Consider the following 15,003-nt stretch of genomic DNA (forward strand, 5'->3'; position numbering starts at 1 on the left):
ATTTGAGGCGTTAAAATCCGAAAAGCCAAAATTCTTAAAAATAAAATTTAGTAAAATCTTGCAAAATAAAATCATAAATTTACAGCTAAGCTCGCCCTTAAAATTTGCAAATTTTACTATTTTATCGCGAGTTAAACTCGTCAAATTTCTAAAAATATCTCCCCAAATTTTAGAGCAATCTGCAATGTATTATCAAAAATATCTCAAGATTTAAGCAAGAATATAAAAGAATTAAATTAAAATCACAATCTAATATTAGTGAAATAAAGGAGACAAAATGGAATTTTTATCGTTTCTCTTTCTGGCTATAGCCGTTTTTATAGCTTGGAAAAAGCCTGAAAAAGAGGGCTTAGCGTTTGGCGCATTTGCCGTGGGGACGGCGATTTGCTTTATCATGTTTTTCATCGCCAGCTGGACGTCCCTGCTGCCTTACGCGGCGTACTAGGAGGGGCGGATGAGTTTTTTTAACGAGAAAAATTTCGACTTCGTCATGGCCACCGCGGTCTTGCTCGTGCTTGCTATCCCAGTCGGTATCGCGAACATTTATCTTGGTTACTTCATCGGCGAGGGCCCTTGCACGCTTTGCTGGTGGGAGCGCATCGGTATGGTCGTGGTCGGCGTCGCTGGTATCTTGATACTGCGCTACGGCCTAAAGGCGCGCTACATAGCTGCCGTGCTTTTTGGTGCTGCGTACGGCATTTTCATGACGCTTAGGCATGCGAGCTTTAGTTTATATAGAGACGTAGGTATGGGCTTTGGCGGCGATATATTCGGTGCGCATACTTATACTTGGGGCATTTTGGTGTACTGGATCGTGGTCGTAGCGATGGGACTTATGATGCTTTTTGCCAAAGATAAGGTCGTCTCGGGCGATATCTCGCGCGCCGATACCAGGGTCAAGCCTCTTAACGCGTATTCAAAATTCGTGATCGCTTTGAGCCTATTTGTCATCCTATCAAATGCCGTTCAGGCGCTCATCTCGGCAGGTATCCCGCCGTATAGCGGCAAGGGCGATCCCGAGCGCATCAGTCTAAACAACACTTGGACCTCGGGAGTTTGGAAAAGGTTTGAAAAGCCGTTTTCATTCACCGGCGCAAACATCGTCGAGGATCCGTTTATAGCGGGCGAGCCAAAAGATATAAGCGTCAAATTTAACTCCGACCCAAGCGCCGGCGCGTTTACGAACGTGAAGCCTGCGCTTAGCGTGAAAAACAGCTTCCCGCTTCCTTTTGAGACAAAGGGAATTTTTGGCAAAGGCGTAACGAGCGGCCTAGCATATAACGCTAAAAACGATACTTTCGGCATCTCCAACACCGAAGGCGGCGTTTATTTTACGGACGCGAATTTTAAAGAGATCGCTCATGCTATCATCGACAAACCAAACGGCCGCAATATCAAAAAGGCCGTCGCATCGACCTTTGTCGGCGATATGCTGGTGACTACCGGCTTTAACAAAACGACATTTGCCGTTAAGCCCGTGGAAAAAGTGGACGCGTATCACGAGTGGAGATATTTTAGAGAGAGCACCGGCGGGCTCGAGTCTGCGTGGAAGTTCGACCGCCCGGCGCTTTTAACGATAAGGGCGAAAAAACAATACGTCCTAACGCTCGCAAAAGACCCGCAAAGCACCTATATGTATATGATCACGGTGCCAAACGAGCGCGCTAAGAATATGATCCTCATCAAAGTCGATAGCAAGGATAAGATGCTAAGCGGCGAAACTATCGTGACATCAGGCCTCGCGCTAAAAGATAAACGCGACCTAAAAGACTACTACGTCACGGCTGGCGACGTCGCGGGCGGTAAATTTTTGGCATACTCCAAAAACTACAACACCTTGCTCGTGATCGACCTTGCGGACGCGAAGGTAGTTGATGCCTACGCTATGCCGCAAATCGGCGATATCTCCGGACTAGCGGTAAAGGGCGGTAGCATCTACGCTCTAGCGCATAAGGACGGCAAAGCAAACGTCGTGGAGCTAAACAACCCTTTGGCACAGTAAATTTAGCCCAAACCAGCGCAAATCCGTCCGCTTTGCGCGGGCGAATTTTGATTGTTTATATTTAAAGTCAGCCTTTTGTGCTGGCTACTAAATTTCTTTTAATTTACCTAACCGCTCTATAATTTCAAAAATTTAACAAAGGAGATATGATGAACTATCTTGAAATTTTAAAATTTCGTCACGCTTGCAAAATTTTTGACGAGAGCAAAAAGATAAGTGCGGGCGAATTTGACTTTATCCTAGAGGCTGGCAGGCTAAGCCCAAGCTCGACTGGCCTTGAGCAGTGGGACTTTTTAGTCGTGCAAAACGAGGAGCTAAGGCAAAAAATCCGCGAATTCTCGTGGAATCAAGTGCAGATCACATCTTGCTCGCATTTGGTGGTCGTCTTAGCAAAGGTCAAAGAGATAAAATTTGGCAGCAGCTATGTTGATAAAATGATCGCTAGACGCGCAGATAAAGAGCCTGAGATGATCGCTGCAAGGCAGAAATTTTATCACGACTTTTTGCTATCAAATTTCAAAAACGACGATGAGCTAACATTTCAGTGGTCGCACGAGCAGTGCATGATAGCTGCGACAAATATGATGAACGCAGCCGCGAGCCTTGGGATTGACAGCTGCCCGATCGAAGGCTTTGACAGGCATGCTTTAAATGAAATTTTAGGGCTTGATGAGAGCGAGCAAAGAGTGGCTATCGTAGTGCCATTTGGCTACCGCGTCAAACCGCAGACTAAAAGATACCGCCGCGAACTAAGCGACGTCGTGAAGTGGATTTACTAAATTTAGTAACTACGTAAATTTAAAATTTAACTCAGTCGGCGCGAGCTAAATGTACTTTTGGCGTCGATCGAGTTTTAAATTTGATTTTTGTTGCTCAAATTTATGCAAATTTATTTGCTAAGGCGACAAATCTACAGTTGTAGTACACACACCGCAGACGACGCGAAGGCGCCAAGCGCGGTTTGTATATACGTTTCTAGCAAATTTGACGATTTTGCGCCAAAGTTTTGCACCAAACCCCCGTTTGACAAGCGGTCGCGCAATCCAGAACGGACATAGTAAAATAGGGGTGGCGCCGAGGATTTGGATAATCGTCTAGGGCAAAAAACGGCCGCGCATATTTCGCGCGATATTTTATTTTATACGAGCGAGCATTTGGCTGCGCTGTACGTTGAAAGTCGGCGTAAACTAGTTGGGGCGTGCCCGTATTTATTTTGCGAACGGCTCGGCAAATTTGCTCAAATTTAAGACGCAAAATTCGGCGAGATTTCAAATTTATAGATTCTACAAATTCCAAATTTTAAGAATTTCCGACCGTGAAAATTTACCGAGCTTGCAAATTTATCCAAACACAAATTCGGCTAAAAATTATCGCTCTGCCCGTTTAGTAGCTTGTCCACTACGTAGACGGCGATCTTTTTAGCGCCGTTCATGCTGATGTGCATACCGTCGTCCTTGCGTAGCGGCTTTTTGTCGGCGCCTTCTTTTAGATACTTGCCGTTATCGCAGATCGCGCCGCTGATGTCGATGTAGCGCGCGCCGTATTTTTGCGCGGCGTCCTTGTAGATCAGGTTTAGCGCCTTCATTTTTTTGTCGAATTTCTCGCTCTTCATGCACGGTACTCCCAGCCACACGACCTGCGCGCCGTGCTGCCCTGCGATCTCGTAGATCTCGGCGATCCTGCCCTCATAGGCCTCGCGCCACGCGTCGGTGCCAAAGTCCAGCGCCTGCTCGTCAAACGTGTAGCTATAAGCGTCGTTCGCGCCAAAAAGCGCGAATATCAGCAAATTTTGCGGGCGATTTTCTAAGCTTGCTAGCGCCGTCTTTAGCTCCTCACTCCAGTCGTAAAATTTCTTATTGGTTAGTCCCGTGCTAGCTTTTGCCATATTTTTGATTGAGATTTTGCTCGTTTTTAGCGCGTTTTCAAAGCCCCAGCCAAAGCCTTGCATTATGGAGTCGCCTATCAAGATGACGCCCAAATTTTCGTTTAGCTCGATATCAAAAAACGCGGATTTGTTCGTTTTGCTCGGAGCGCTCGGCGTTAAATTTGAGGCTAGCGAGCCGTTTTTATCTAAATTTGAAACGGTTTTAGTAGGCGTTTGAACGCTTTGAGCCGTTAAATTTGCTTCTTTTACCGCGCCGATACTAGGCGTTAAATTTTGCGCATTTTGGGCGTTTAAATTTGACGTTTCGGCTTGCGATACGGTTAAATTTTGCTCCGTTTTAGCGCTCGTTGCGGTCTGTTTTTTATCGCCCGAAAAAATACCCGTAAATTTATCAATAGCCGATTTTGCGCTTTGTAAGCCGTCCTCGGCGATGTTTATAAATTTATCGCTCAGCGCCATCGCGCGCTCGTCCGTGATGAAAAAATCCTTTTGATATTTGGCTTCGTAGTAGTTTGACAGCGGTCGCAAAAATAGCGCAATCAGTGTAAAAAACGCGAGAAATACCCCAAAAAACGCTCTCATTAAAATCCTTGATATATAAAATTAGGCATACCAGACGGCATCAAAAAGTAAATAATTATCCCAAAAATCGCTAAAAAAACGGCTGAAAAAATAACGTTTATATTCTCAAAAAATTTAACCAAAATCGGATAAACGTCAAGCGCGGCGTATAAAAATACAAAAGCAAAAACGCCCGCAAACAGCGCGCAAATCGCAAGAAGCTCGCCGCCCGAGTTTCTAAAAATCGCCCCGATATAGCGCACCGCCCCCTCAAAATCCATCGTGAAAAAGACCCAAACCATACTCACGAAAATAAACGTAAAATATCGTCCAAGTATGGCCGAATTTGGCCATTTGCGCTCGTCGGTTAAGTTTAAAAACACGACGCCAAGGCCGTGGATGAGCCCCCAGAGTAAAAAGCTAAGTCCCGCACCGTGCCAGACGCCCGAGATCGCAAAGACTAGCATCACGTTTAGCTGCGTCTGCGCCTGCGTGCCGCGACTGCCTCCCAGCGGGAAATAGACGCACTCTTTAAAAAAATTCATAAGGCTGATGTGCCAATTTTGCCAGAAAATTTTTAAATTTCGCGCCGTAAAAGGACGGTTGAAGTTTTGTGGCAAAACAAAACCGCACATGAGTCCTAGCGCCGTCACGAAGTCCACGTAGCCGCTAAAATCGGCGTAAAGCAGCACGCTGTAGCCAAAAAGCGCGCCTAGAAGCTGCGAGGCGGGTAGGGTGGGTGCGGCAAAAACGGGATTAACTATCTCGAAAAGATGGTTTGCGACGATGAGTTTTTTAAAAAGCGCGGAGCACAAAAGCGCGAATATGACGGGGCTAGCGCGAAAAACCTTGGGTGAATTTAGCGTCTCGAAAAAGGGCTTTGGTCGTAAAATCGGACCCGAAATAATCGCAGCAAAAAAGCTAAGAAAAATCAGCGTATCAATGTAGCCGGGCGCCTCTAGTTCGCCGTCTCGCACGGCCTTTAGCAACAAGATGCTCATAAACGAATAAAACGAAATGCCAAGCGGCAAAATGATGGTTTCTAGTCTCATGACGCCGAATTTGATCGTAAAATACCCGCCGTATTTAAAAAACGCAAGCGCGCAAAGCACGAAAATAACGCCCGCAGCAAACGGAATCGCGGAGTCTTTGCTCTGAGCCGCCCTCACAAAAAGAAAAACCGCGGTACTAAAGATAAAATTTATGATTAAAAATTTAAGCCCGAACGATGCTAAAAACAGATAAGAAAAAGCGAGTAAAACGGCTTTTTGCAGGTGCGGGCGAGTGTTTAAAAAGTAATAAATCGGCCAAAAAATAAAAAAGCACAAGCCAAATTCTATGGAAAAAAGATTCATATCCCGCCTAAATTTTTGCGTAATTATATAAAAAAATTATTTTGGGTTAGGTTAAATTTACGTTTGACGGGAATTTAAAATTTGACTTGCGGTTTTGCTTGGACGGGTTTTAAATTCGGCGTCAAATTTGGGGCTTAAATCTGAGTTCAAACGGCTCAAATTCGCGTCCAAATTTGAGCCCTAAATCTCTCGCCCTCTTGCGTAAAATCAGCCAAATTTAAAGCCGCTCTATCGTCGCTAGCACGTTTGCCGCGTCGTTTGCGGGCTCGGCTACGTCGTTAAATCTTTTTACGACTTCGCCGTTTTTGATGATCAGCGTTTGGCGGCGGTAAAATTTCTTGCCGTCGTTCGTGGTAAAAGTTTGCAAATTTAGCGGTGATTCTAGTTCGAAGTTTTCGTCGCTTAAAAAGATAAAATTCGCACCTACGCTTTGTTTAAACTCATTCATCTTTTCTACGCTTTGGGAGCCGATGGCTATTAGCGTAAAGCCTGCGGATTCTAGCTTTGCAAGGTTTTCTTGGTAGGCTTTGCACTGAAGCGTGCAGCCGGTTAATCCCTTTAAATCCTTTAAATTTTCCGGTAAAAACTTCCCGCTCTCGCCCATTTTGGGATAGGTAAAAACGATGCAGTTTTTGCCGTCCGTTAGCTCGCTAAATTTGACCGGATTTGCGTTTATGTCTTTCATTGCGTCCTCTTTGCGTGTGAATTGTTGAAAAAATAGACTAAAAATAGCACCGCAAAGCTTATAAACAGCATAATCGCCGAATAAACGTGCGCCTTTGTATAATCCATGAGCTCGACGGCCTCGTAGATAGCGATGCTAGCGACCTTAGTTTTGTCCCCCACGCTGCCGCCTATCATCAGCACGACGCCAAACTCGCCCAAGGTATGCGCAAAACTCACTATGAGCGCGGTTAGAAGCGATGGTTTGATGTTTGGCAGAGCGACTCTAAAAAGCGTCTCCCATTTGCCTTTGCCCAGCGAGTAGCTCGCCTCAAAAAGGCTCTTCGGTAGGCTAGCAAATCCCGCCTGAAGCGGCTGAAACATAAAAGGCAGCGAGTAAATACAGCTAGCGATGATGAGGCCTGAAAAGTTAAAAACCAAGCGGATATCAAAGGTTTCCTCGAAAAATTTGCCCAAAAAGTTGTAAGGTGAGAGAAAAACAAGCAGGTAAAATCCAAGCACCGAAGGAGGTAGCACGAGAGGCAGCGAGATCACGGCCTCGAGCACGGGTTTAAATTTAAAACTCGCTCGGCTAAGCCAAAACGCAACCGGCAGCATGAGAAAAAACAGGATCGCAGTCGAAATAAAAGCAAGCTTTAGCGAGAGGTAAAAGGGCGTAAAATCGATATTCATTTTGGCTCGCTTTGCGCGTAAATCTCGGCGTTTCGCTCGTCAAATTTGCCTGATTTCGCACCGTAAAATTCGTTGTTTTCGCTACCGTTTTTTTGTAAATTTAGCCCAAACGCCTTGGCGCTTATCGACGCTTCGTCGCCCGGTTTTAAATTTGCGGCTTCCGCGGCGCTTAGCGCTACTTCGCAAAGCTGCTGACCTACGGAGACGACGGCTACGTAGATGGCGTCGCGTTTTGAGATTTCTAAAATTTTTGCCGGCAGGCTAAATTTCTGCGAGCCTCTGTGCCTCAAAAATATCTCGCCCGGGCCGCCTTCTTGCGCTATTTTGCCGTTTTCGAGCACGAAGACTTTGGACGCGAGTTTGTAGATCTCCGCGACGTCGTGGCTAACCAAAATCGTCGTCATATCAAACTCGGCGTGCACCTTAGCAAGGTAGTCTTGCAGCTTTTCGCGCATGGCGTTATCAAGCGCGGAGAGCGGCTCGTCGAGGAGTAAAATTTCTGGCTTTCGCATGAGAGCGCGGGCTAGGGCGGCGCGCTGCTTTTGACCGCCGGAGAGCTGCGAGATAGCGGCGTTTTCTAGCGAGCTCATCTCGACAAGACCCAGCAGTTTGCGGGCTAAATTTACGTCGTTATTTGCAAAAAGCAGGTTTTTCATCACGTTCATATTCGGAAAAAGCGCGTAGTCTTGAAATAAAAACCCGATATTTCGGCTTTGGGGCGGTGTTAAGTTTTTGCCGTCAAATAGCGTCCGTCCGCCTGCTTTTATCGTTCCGCTATCAGGCGTTTCAAAGCCCGCGATTAGGCGCAAAAGCGTCGTTTTGCCGCTACCGCTTTTGCCGTAGAGAGCGACGAATTCGCCCTTTTTTACGTTCAAATTTACGTCTAAATCAAATTTTCCGTTCGCGCCGTTTAGGCTTTTTATGCAGTTTAGTTCTATCATGCGATGCAGAGCGAGGTTGCCTTGACGTAGGCGTAAATTTGATCGCCGAGCGCTAAATTTAGCCGCTTTAGCGATGCCGTGGAGATGATGCTTTCAAACTCAAACTCGCCCGCGTTTAGATGCAGCGAGCTTGTGATTTGTCCTTTTTGGATGTCTGAAATTCGCGCTTTTATCTCGTTTGAAACAGAGCAGTTTAAAAGCGGGGAAGTAGCGACGAAGACGTCCGAGCTTTTAAAGCTTAGTCGAACCTCGTCGCCGATTTTTAAATTTTGCAGATTTTCCAAGGATAGCATTTTTAGGCTCAAATTTTCGGCGCTAAACTCAAAAACACTAACGCCGTCATTTTGCTCTATCGCCGAAATTTTAGCCTTTATCATTTAGATGTTGTATCCGAATTTTCTAAAGATTTCCTTCGCGCGGTCGCTTCTGATGAAGTCGTAGAAAGCTTTTGCTTCAGGATTGTTTTCGCCGTGTTTTAGGATAACCATGCCTTGGTCGATCGGAGTGTAAAGCGCAGGATCGATGAGGATAAAGTTTTTACCCTCTTTGTACTCGGCCATTTTTTTATCATGCATTGCAGAAGCCGCGATAAATCCGACGTCAGCAGCGCTTAGAGCTTGGCTTAGAGCTTCGCCGATAGATTTTGCTAGGATGACGTTTTTCTCGACTTTATCATAGATGCCCGCTTTTTTTAGAGCTTCGATGCTAGCCTTACCGTACGGAGCGGTTTCAGGATTTGCGATCGCAATGGCTTTTAGGCCTTCTACCGCGTTTATGCCCTTAGCTAGATCGATATCTCTGATCGTAAATAGAGCAAGCGCGCCCTGGGCGTATACTACGGGCTGGGTTACGGCAAATTTGGTGTCGTATAGATCCTGGACGAATTTCATATTTGCAGCCATGAAAACGTCGGCAGGAGCGCCGTTTTTGACCTGGGTAGATAGCGCGCCGCTAGCTCCTAGAGTGACGGTTACTTTGGTATCGGGGTTTGATTTAGCAAACTCCGCTTTTAGCTCGTCAAACGCGTAAGTGACGTTTGCTGCGGCAAATACGTTGATCTCACCCGCGTTTAGATGAAAAGCCGCGAGAGCCGCGACGACTAACGAAAAAAATGTTTTTTTCATTTTTATACTCCTATTATGATTTGACTTGCTTTGATTATAGCGGTGAGCTCGTCGCCCACGCCGATGCGCATTTGCATCGCGCTTTCTTTGGTGATGATAGAGGTTATCGTCTGATGATTGCTGATTTCTAGTACGATTTCGGCGTTTACGGAGCCGATTTTAGCCTCGATAACGCGTCCTTTTAGTAAATTTGCCGCGCTTAGTTTTAGATTTTCCTCTTTTGCGAGCATTACGCTTGGGGCTTTAAAGATAAATACAACCTTTTTGCCGACTTTTAAATTTAGATTTTTTTCAGACTCGACCGTGACGTTAGCACGTAAAATTTCGCCGTTTGAGAGTTTGGCGCTGATTTGCGAATTTACCGCGCCCGTTTTTACGTCCGTGATCTCGCAGCTTAGTTGATTTCGCGCGCTTAGACTCATGCTCATGCGCTGTAAATTTAAAATTTCGTTCGTATCGACGTTTATATTTGAACAAACTTTTTCTAAAAATATCTTTTGGCTCTCTAGCATCGCGTCGTATAGCGCGATCATCTTTTTGCCGTATGGCGTGAGCTCCGAGCCGCTGTTTTTCTTGTTGCCTTCGGCTCTTGCGATTAGCGTTCGTCCGAGCGGTTATTTAGCGCGTCCAGGCTATCCCATGCGTTTTTGTACGAGATGCCGACGTACTCGGCGGCTTTGGTTATGCTTTTGGTGTGTTCTACGGCCTTTAAAAGCTCTATATGTTTAGCCAACACCGATACGCCGCTATCTAAAAATAGCTCTAAACTAACGTCTGCTTTCATGAAAATCCCCCAAATTCTATCAATATAAAAAAATAATTTGCTAGAAAGTATATTTAAATATATATGAAAAATAACTTAAAGAAACTTCGTAATACCTGGCATTTTGAAATTTATAAATTTAAAAGCTACATTGAGATAAAATCTCAGGTTACTGCCTTTGCAGACTTGAAATTCGGAGATTTGATGAGAAAATTTTTACTCTCTTTTTTGCTTTTTTTTAGTTGCGTTTTTGCTGAACAAACGCAAGAAAAGAGCGAATTTGACGACGAATTTACCCAGCCTAGCGAGATTTTCGATCCGCTTAGCGGCTATAATAGAATGATGACGGGGTTTAACGATTTTATGTACGTAAACGCCATCCACCCCGCGATAAAAGGCTATAACTACATAGTGCCCGAGGCCGCAAGAACCGCTGCTGGAAACTTTTTTGACAACCTTTTATATCCCGTTCGCTTCGTAAATAATCTCTTGCAGTTTAAATTTAGCGAGGCTGGGGAGGAGACGCTGAGATTTTTGGCAAATACGATTATCGGTTTTGGCGGGCTAACCGACGGCGCGAAATACTACAATCTGCAACGCCACGACGAGGACTTCGGTCAGACGCTAGGCTACTGGGGCGTAGGTAGCGGATTTCACGTGGTGCTGCCGTTTATCGGACCGTCAAATTTACGCGATATCGTCGGTCTAGTCGGCGATTATTATCTCGATCCTATCAGTTACGTAAAGCCTGCGCTAGACTCCTTTGCTATAAAAACATTCCGTCAGGGCAATCTTTTGTCCTTACACCCAGACGCTTACGACAAGCTTAAAAAAGACGCGATCGACCTGTATCCGTTTCTACGAGATGCCTACGAACAGCGCCGCAACCACTTAATAAAGGAATAAAATGAAATTTTTAAAAATCATCCTACTTGCGCTTTTTAGCGCGGTTAGCCTCTTTGCGATCAGCGAGGAGCAGATAAAACCTACGATGCAAAAAACGACGCAAGACGCCATCGAAGTGCTAAAAAACGCAAATTTGAGCAAAGACGAGAAAATAAGTAAAATTTTCGCCGTTTTTGATCCGTATTTCGACTACGAGCAGATGTCAAAGATCGCTCTAAACAAGCGCTACAATAACCTAAGCGCCGATCAAAAGGTCAAATTTAACAAAGCTTTTGAAGAGAGATTAAAGTCAAGCTACGTCGATAAGCTTTTAAGCTACAAAAACCAAACTATAAATTTTAAAGACGTAACAAAACCGAACGAAAATCGCTACTTTCTAAACGCAGATTTAGTCGGTGAGGACGGCAAAAACTACGGCTTTACGTACAAATTTTATAACGCCAAAGAGCGCGGCTGGCTCATCTACGACGTCGAAATTTTAGGCGTTAGCATTATCCAGACCTACCGCAGCCAGTTTGACAGCCTTATGGAAAACGAGAGTTTTGAAAATTTGCTTAGCAAGCTAAACTCCGTCCAAGCTCCGCAATAAGGCGCTGATGAAGCGGATTTTTAAATTTATCGTCAACTTTCCAAAAATCGTTATCGCGGGCGTGCTAGCCGCGACGCTATTTTTTGGATATTTTAGCGGCAAGCTCGAGGTGGACGCGTCTACCGAGACGCTGCTACTTGAAAACGATAAAGATCTAGCCGTCTTTAGAGACGTTTTTAAACGCTACGTTAGCCCAAACTACCTAGTCATCGCATACACGCCAAAAGACGATCTGCTCGCGCCCTCTACGCTTGAAAAGATAGAAAATTTAAGCCGCGAACTTGAAAAGAACGAGCTTGTTTCAAACGTCATTTCGGTACTGAACATCCCGCTGCTTCAAAGCGGAACTAACGATCTTGGCGAGTTGGTTAAGCACGTACCAAGCCTTATCGATGCCGATATAAACAAAACCTTGGTGCGACGCGAGTTCGCGGATAGTCCGCTATATACGAACAACCTCGTTAGTCGCGATCTAAAAACTACGGCAATCGTGCTAAATTTAAAGACCGACGAAAAGTATCAAAGCATACTAAACGAGCGAAACGCTCTGCTAAACGCCAAGCTTGACGGCAACATCACAAGCGAGCAAAAACAGCGTCTAAGCGCCGTAAATGCGCAGTTTAAGGCTCACCGCGACGAAGCGCGTATAAAAGAGCACGCAGCGATCGAGCAGATCCGCGAGACGATAGCGAAATTCGGCGGAGGCGAGAGTCTGTTTTTAGGCGGGGCAAATATGATCGCCGATGATATGGTGAGCTTCGTGCGCTCGGATCTTGCGACCTACGGCATCAGCGTGACGTTGCTTTTGATCTTTTGTCTTTGGCTGTTTTTTAGACAGATTCGCCACATCGTTATGCCGATTTTTATCTGCGTGATTAGCGTTATTTGGGCGAGCGGACTGTTTGGGTTTTTCGGTTGGGAGATCACGGTGATTAGCTCAAACTACATCGCCCTTCAGCTCATCATCACCATCTCCGTCGTCATTCACCTGATCGTGAGCTACCGCGAGTTTTGCATCACAAAGCCGCATCTTAGCAACCGTCAGCTAGTCTATCTCACGCTGCGCGATAAGGCCAGTCCGTCGTTTTTTGCGATATTTACGACCGTTATCGGCTTTTTGTCGCTTGCGCTTTCCGATATCAAGCCTATCATAATGCTAGGCATCATGATGAGCGCGTCGATCTCTATCTCGCTAGCGCTCGCGTTTTTGCTATTTGGCTCCGCGATGGCGCTGATGCCAAAGCTCGCTCCCGTTAGGACGTTTGAGGATAAATTTAGCTTTACCAAGCACTGCGCCACGTTTGCGCTAAATCATAGCCGCGCCGTTTATGCCATTAGCCTTGCGGTGCTTATTTTCGGGCTTTACGGCATCTCAAAGCTAAAAGTCGAAAACAGCTTTATAAGCTATTTTAAAGATACGACCGAAATCCACAAAGGCATGCAGGTGATCGATACGAAGCTGGGCGGCACGGTGCCGGTCGATATATTGATCAAATTTAACAAGCCTAAATTTGAGCAAAGCGCGGCCAAAAACGAGCCTAAAGACGAATTTGACGACGAATTTGCCGCTAGCGCGAACGAGGATAAGTATTGGTTTAATCAGCATAAAATCGACGTCGCGAAAAAGGTGCATAACTATCTAGAAAATAAGCGCTTCGTCGGGCACGCCAGCAGCCTAAACACCGTCGTAAAGATCGTCGAGCGCATCACGCAAAAGCCCGCCGACGGCCTCATGCTCTCGATCCTATACGAACAGATCCCGCAAAAATACAAAGACATCATCCTAAGCCCATACGTAAGCATAAAAGATAACGAGCTTCGATTTACCGCGCGAACTCTTGATAGCGACGACGCGCTACGCAGGGACGAGTTTTTGCGCGAGCTTAGAACCGATATCGCAAATTTGATCGCAAACGACAACGCTAGCGTGCAAGTTAGCGGCGCGATGGTGCTTTATAACAATCTCCTTCAAAGCCTCATCGCCTCGCAGGTGGATTCTTTTGGTTTCGTGATCTTGTCGCTTTTTATCGTTTTTTGCATTATTTTTAAAAGCATTAAGCTTGCCGCCATCGCCATCACGTCAAATTTGATCCCGCTTTGCGCGGTATTTGGCGTCATGGGCGTGATGGGTATCCCGCTTGATATCATGAGCATTACGATAGCGGCTATCAGCATAGGCATCGGCGTGGACGACATCATCCACTACATCCACCGCCTAAAAATCGAGCTTCGTGGCAAAAACGTCGCCGAGTCGATCAAGGCCTCGCACGCAAGCATCGGCTACGCGATGTACTACACCTCGTTTGCGATCATCCTGGGCTTTAGCATAATGGTGACTAGCAACTTTATCCCGACGATATATTTCGGACTTTTGACCGATCTTGTTATGATAATGATGTTGCTGGGAGCGCTGGTGCTGCTGCCGACGCTAATCAAAACCTTTTACCGGCCTAGAATTCCCCGCTGATTCCCCGTAAACGACGGATTTCTAATAATTTTTGGCTAGGGTGCTCAATCATGTATTTTATATACACTCATATCGCACCCGCCAAAAATTATTAAAACTACGCCTATTCCGTCTGGAATATTTGTCTTGCGTTTTGCTAAATTTGTAAATTTGACTGCATAAATTTAAAACGTACTGCATAGGCCTGAGTGCTTCAAATTTAACTCAAATTTGAAGGAGAAAACTACTCTTTCATGACCTTAAGAAAAGAGTAAACGTCTCTCACGCCGTCGATGTGCTTGGCGTACCAGATCGCGTGTTTTTCCTGCTCGATATCGGTGATGATGCCCGTAAATACGACGTTGCATTGCACTACGCTTACTCTCACGCTTGTGCCGCTGATTATGCTATCTTTAAAAAAGCTGTTTTTTAGTTTTAGCATTATGGCGAGGTTGCTTTCGCATTCGCCGCCGTCGCTAGGAAAGCGAATATAAGTGTAAATTTTACTCACGCCGTCGGTGTTTTTAGCTAAGTCTACGAGCTTGGTTTTATGCTCGGCGTCAGGCACCACGCCGATGAGATACACGTCGCCGTAAAAGCTCTCGACATCCACGTTTAGGTTGCTAAGCCCGCTTGAGGCTAAAATTTTAGTCTGGATTTTCGTTTTTATAAATTTATCTTTCGTTATCGAATAGATACCGCGCTCGTCTTTGCTGATCTGGTAGGCGTCGTAGACGTTTATGCCCGTTAGCGGCGTCACCGTCGTAAAGAGCTCGAGGCAACCGCCAAGGAAAAAAATCGGCGAGAAAATGATAAGGTTTTTTAAAAAAAATCGCGCAAATAGCTTTTTCATCGCCGACCTATAAAATTTTCTCCAAATACTATAGAAATCAAACTAAAATTTATATAAAATTAGCTATAATCGCGCTCATCATCCAACGACGCGGAGGATAAAGCGATCTGGTGGCGCTCGCGGACTTCAAATCCGATGGCGGGGCGGTTGACCGCTTCGCGGGGAGTTCGATTCTCTCATCCTCTCGCCAAACTTCTACGTTTATTATCTTAAAACAAGCAA

The 15,003-nt window shown here is 45.6% G+C and carries 14 protein-coding genes, 1 tRNA gene and 1 pseudogene; 7 read left to right on the forward strand and 9 right to left on the reverse strand.

All coding sequences use genetic code 11. The features are described 5' to 3' along the window. Positions 1-277 precede the first annotated feature (277 nt). The 3 genes from E4V70_RS11120 (at position 278) to E4V70_RS07565 (ending at position 2,781) form a co-directional block, all read left to right on the forward strand. The gene (locus E4V70_RS11120) at positions 278-445 is read left to right on the forward strand and encodes a hypothetical protein (RefSeq protein ID WP_002949057.1); all 168 of its coding nucleotides are present in this window, start codon (positions 278-280) and stop codon (positions 443-445) included. 9 nt (positions 446-454) lie between these two features. Further along, positions 455-2,002, forward strand: a complete 1,548-nt coding sequence (locus tag E4V70_RS07560) for a disulfide bond formation protein B (protein ID WP_122862518.1) — start codon at positions 455-457, stop codon at positions 2,000-2,002. A gap of 149 nt (positions 2,003-2,151) precedes the next feature. Next, positions 2,152-2,781 carry an NAD(P)H-dependent oxidoreductase gene (locus tag E4V70_RS07565; RefSeq protein ID WP_122862519.1) on the forward strand — a complete coding sequence of 210 codons (630 nt, stop codon included), beginning with the start codon at positions 2,152-2,154 and terminating at the stop codon, positions 2,779-2,781. A 581-nt stretch (positions 2,782-3,362) separates the two neighbouring features. Here E4V70_RS07565 and E4V70_RS07570 read toward each other — a convergent pair. From E4V70_RS07570 to E4V70_RS07605, 8 genes and pseudogenes are all read right to left on the reverse strand, one after another. Beyond that, the gene (locus E4V70_RS07570) at positions 3,363-4,469 is read right to left on the reverse strand and encodes an SGNH/GDSL hydrolase family protein (protein WP_122862520.1); all 1,107 of its coding nucleotides are present in this window, start codon (positions 4,467-4,469) and stop codon (positions 3,363-3,365) included. Further along, positions 4,469-5,803 carry an MBOAT family O-acyltransferase gene (locus tag E4V70_RS07575; RefSeq protein ID WP_122862521.1) on the reverse strand — a complete coding sequence of 445 codons (1,335 nt, stop codon included), beginning with the start codon at positions 5,801-5,803 and terminating at the stop codon, positions 4,469-4,471. The genes E4V70_RS07570 and E4V70_RS07575 overlap by 1 nt, the downstream gene beginning before the upstream one ends. Before the next feature lie 217 nt (positions 5,804-6,020). Beyond that, entirely contained in the window at positions 6,021-6,488 is a 468-nt protein-coding gene (locus E4V70_RS07580; protein WP_122862522.1) for a redoxin family protein, read from the reverse strand. Continuing rightward, entirely contained in the window at positions 6,485-7,159 is a 675-nt protein-coding gene (modB, locus tag E4V70_RS07585) for a molybdate ABC transporter permease subunit (protein WP_122862523.1), read from the reverse strand. Before modB ends, E4V70_RS07580 begins: the two co-directional genes overlap by 4 nt. Beyond that, entirely contained in the window at positions 7,156-8,100 is a 945-nt protein-coding gene (locus tag E4V70_RS07590) for an ABC transporter ATP-binding protein (protein ID WP_122862524.1), read from the reverse strand. Before E4V70_RS07590 ends, modB begins: the two co-directional genes overlap by 4 nt. Beyond that, on the reverse strand, positions 8,097-8,477 hold the full coding sequence (locus tag E4V70_RS07595) for a TOBE domain-containing protein (protein ID WP_122862525.1): 381 nt from the start codon (positions 8,475-8,477) through the stop codon (positions 8,097-8,099). Before E4V70_RS07595 ends, E4V70_RS07590 begins: the two co-directional genes overlap by 4 nt. After that, on the reverse strand, positions 8,478-9,224 hold the full coding sequence (gene modA / locus E4V70_RS07600) for a molybdate ABC transporter substrate-binding protein (RefSeq protein ID WP_122862526.1): 747 nt from the start codon (positions 9,222-9,224) through the stop codon (positions 8,478-8,480). Between the two features lie 2 nt (positions 9,225-9,226). Beyond that, a pseudogene (locus E4V70_RS07605) lies at positions 9,227-10,008 on the reverse strand (TOBE domain-containing protein). 63 nt (positions 10,009-10,071) lie between these two features. Between E4V70_RS07605 and E4V70_RS07615 the strand changes: the two are divergent. Genes E4V70_RS07615 through E4V70_RS07625 form a run of 3 tightly spaced genes read left to right on the forward strand, consistent with a single transcriptional unit; the run spans position 10,072 to position 13,949 of the window. Further along, positions 10,072-10,893 carry an MlaA family lipoprotein gene (locus E4V70_RS07615; RefSeq protein ID WP_122862528.1) on the forward strand — a complete coding sequence of 274 codons (822 nt, stop codon included), beginning with the start codon at positions 10,072-10,074 and terminating at the stop codon, positions 10,891-10,893. Between the two features lies 1 nt (position 10,894). After that, a complete protein-coding gene (locus E4V70_RS07620) occupies positions 10,895-11,482 on the forward strand; it encodes a Tgt2/MlaC family protein (RefSeq protein WP_122862529.1) in 588 nt (195 codons plus the stop codon). A gap of 7 nt (positions 11,483-11,489) precedes the next feature. Then, on the forward strand, positions 11,490-13,949 hold the full coding sequence (locus E4V70_RS07625) for an efflux RND transporter permease subunit (protein ID WP_122862530.1): 2,460 nt from the start codon (positions 11,490-11,492) through the stop codon (positions 13,947-13,949). 223 nt (positions 13,950-14,172) lie between these two features. Here E4V70_RS07625 and E4V70_RS07630 read toward each other — a convergent pair whose 3' ends face one another. Then, the gene (locus tag E4V70_RS07630) at positions 14,173-14,781 is read right to left on the reverse strand and encodes a BON domain-containing protein (RefSeq protein ID WP_122862531.1); all 609 of its coding nucleotides are present in this window, start codon (positions 14,779-14,781) and stop codon (positions 14,173-14,175) included. A gap of 92 nt (positions 14,782-14,873) precedes the next feature. On the opposite strand from E4V70_RS07630, the gene E4V70_RS10795 reads away from it, so the two are divergent. Continuing rightward, positions 14,874-14,971, forward strand: a tRNA-Sec gene (locus tag E4V70_RS10795). The last annotated feature ends 32 nt before the right edge of the window (positions 14,972-15,003 follow it).

It is taken from the genome of Campylobacter showae (assembly GCF_900699785.1).
Lineage (GTDB): Bacteria > Campylobacterota > Campylobacteria > Campylobacterales > Campylobacteraceae > Campylobacter_A > Campylobacter_A showae_D.

Bases quoted from the DNA above. Each gene is read 5' to 3' on its own strand.
- E4V70_RS11120 (WP_002949057.1), top strand. From the start codon at position 278: ATGGAATTTTTATCGTTTCTCTTTCTGGCTATAGCCGTTTTTATAGCT.
- E4V70_RS07560 (WP_122862518.1), top strand. From the start codon at position 455: ATGAGTTTTTTTAACGAGAAAAATTTCGACTTCGTCATGGCCACCGCG.
- E4V70_RS07565 (WP_122862519.1), top strand. From the start codon at position 2,152: ATGAACTATCTTGAAATTTTAAAATTTCGTCACGCTTGCAAAATTTTT.
- E4V70_RS07570 (WP_122862520.1), bottom strand. From the start codon at position 4,469: ATGAGAGCGTTTTTTGGGGTATTTCTCGCGTTTTTTACACTGATTGCG.
- E4V70_RS07575 (WP_122862521.1), bottom strand. From the start codon at position 5,803: ATGAATCTTTTTTCCATAGAATTTGGCTTGTGCTTTTTTATTTTTTGG.
- E4V70_RS07580 (WP_122862522.1), bottom strand. From the start codon at position 6,488: ATGAAAGACATAAACGCAAATCCGGTCAAATTTAGCGAGCTAACGGAC.
- modB (WP_122862523.1), bottom strand. From the start codon at position 7,159: ATGAATATCGATTTTACGCCCTTTTACCTCTCGCTAAAGCTTGCTTTT.
- E4V70_RS07590 (WP_122862524.1), bottom strand. From the start codon at position 8,100: ATGATAGAACTAAACTGCATAAAAAGCCTAAACGGCGCGAACGGAAAA.
- E4V70_RS07595 (WP_122862525.1), bottom strand. From the start codon at position 8,477: ATGATAAAGGCTAAAATTTCGGCGATAGAGCAAAATGACGGCGTTAGT.
- modA (WP_122862526.1), bottom strand. From the start codon at position 9,224: ATGAAAAAAACATTTTTTTCGTTAGTCGTCGCGGCTCTCGCGGCTTTT.
- E4V70_RS07615 (WP_122862528.1), top strand. From the start codon at position 10,072: ATGAAAAATAACTTAAAGAAACTTCGTAATACCTGGCATTTTGAAATT.
- E4V70_RS07620 (WP_122862529.1), top strand. From the start codon at position 10,895: ATGAAATTTTTAAAAATCATCCTACTTGCGCTTTTTAGCGCGGTTAGC.
- E4V70_RS07625 (WP_122862530.1), top strand. From the start codon at position 11,490: ATGAAGCGGATTTTTAAATTTATCGTCAACTTTCCAAAAATCGTTATC.
- E4V70_RS07630 (WP_122862531.1), bottom strand. From the start codon at position 14,781: ATGAAAAAGCTATTTGCGCGATTTTTTTTAAAAAACCTTATCATTTTC.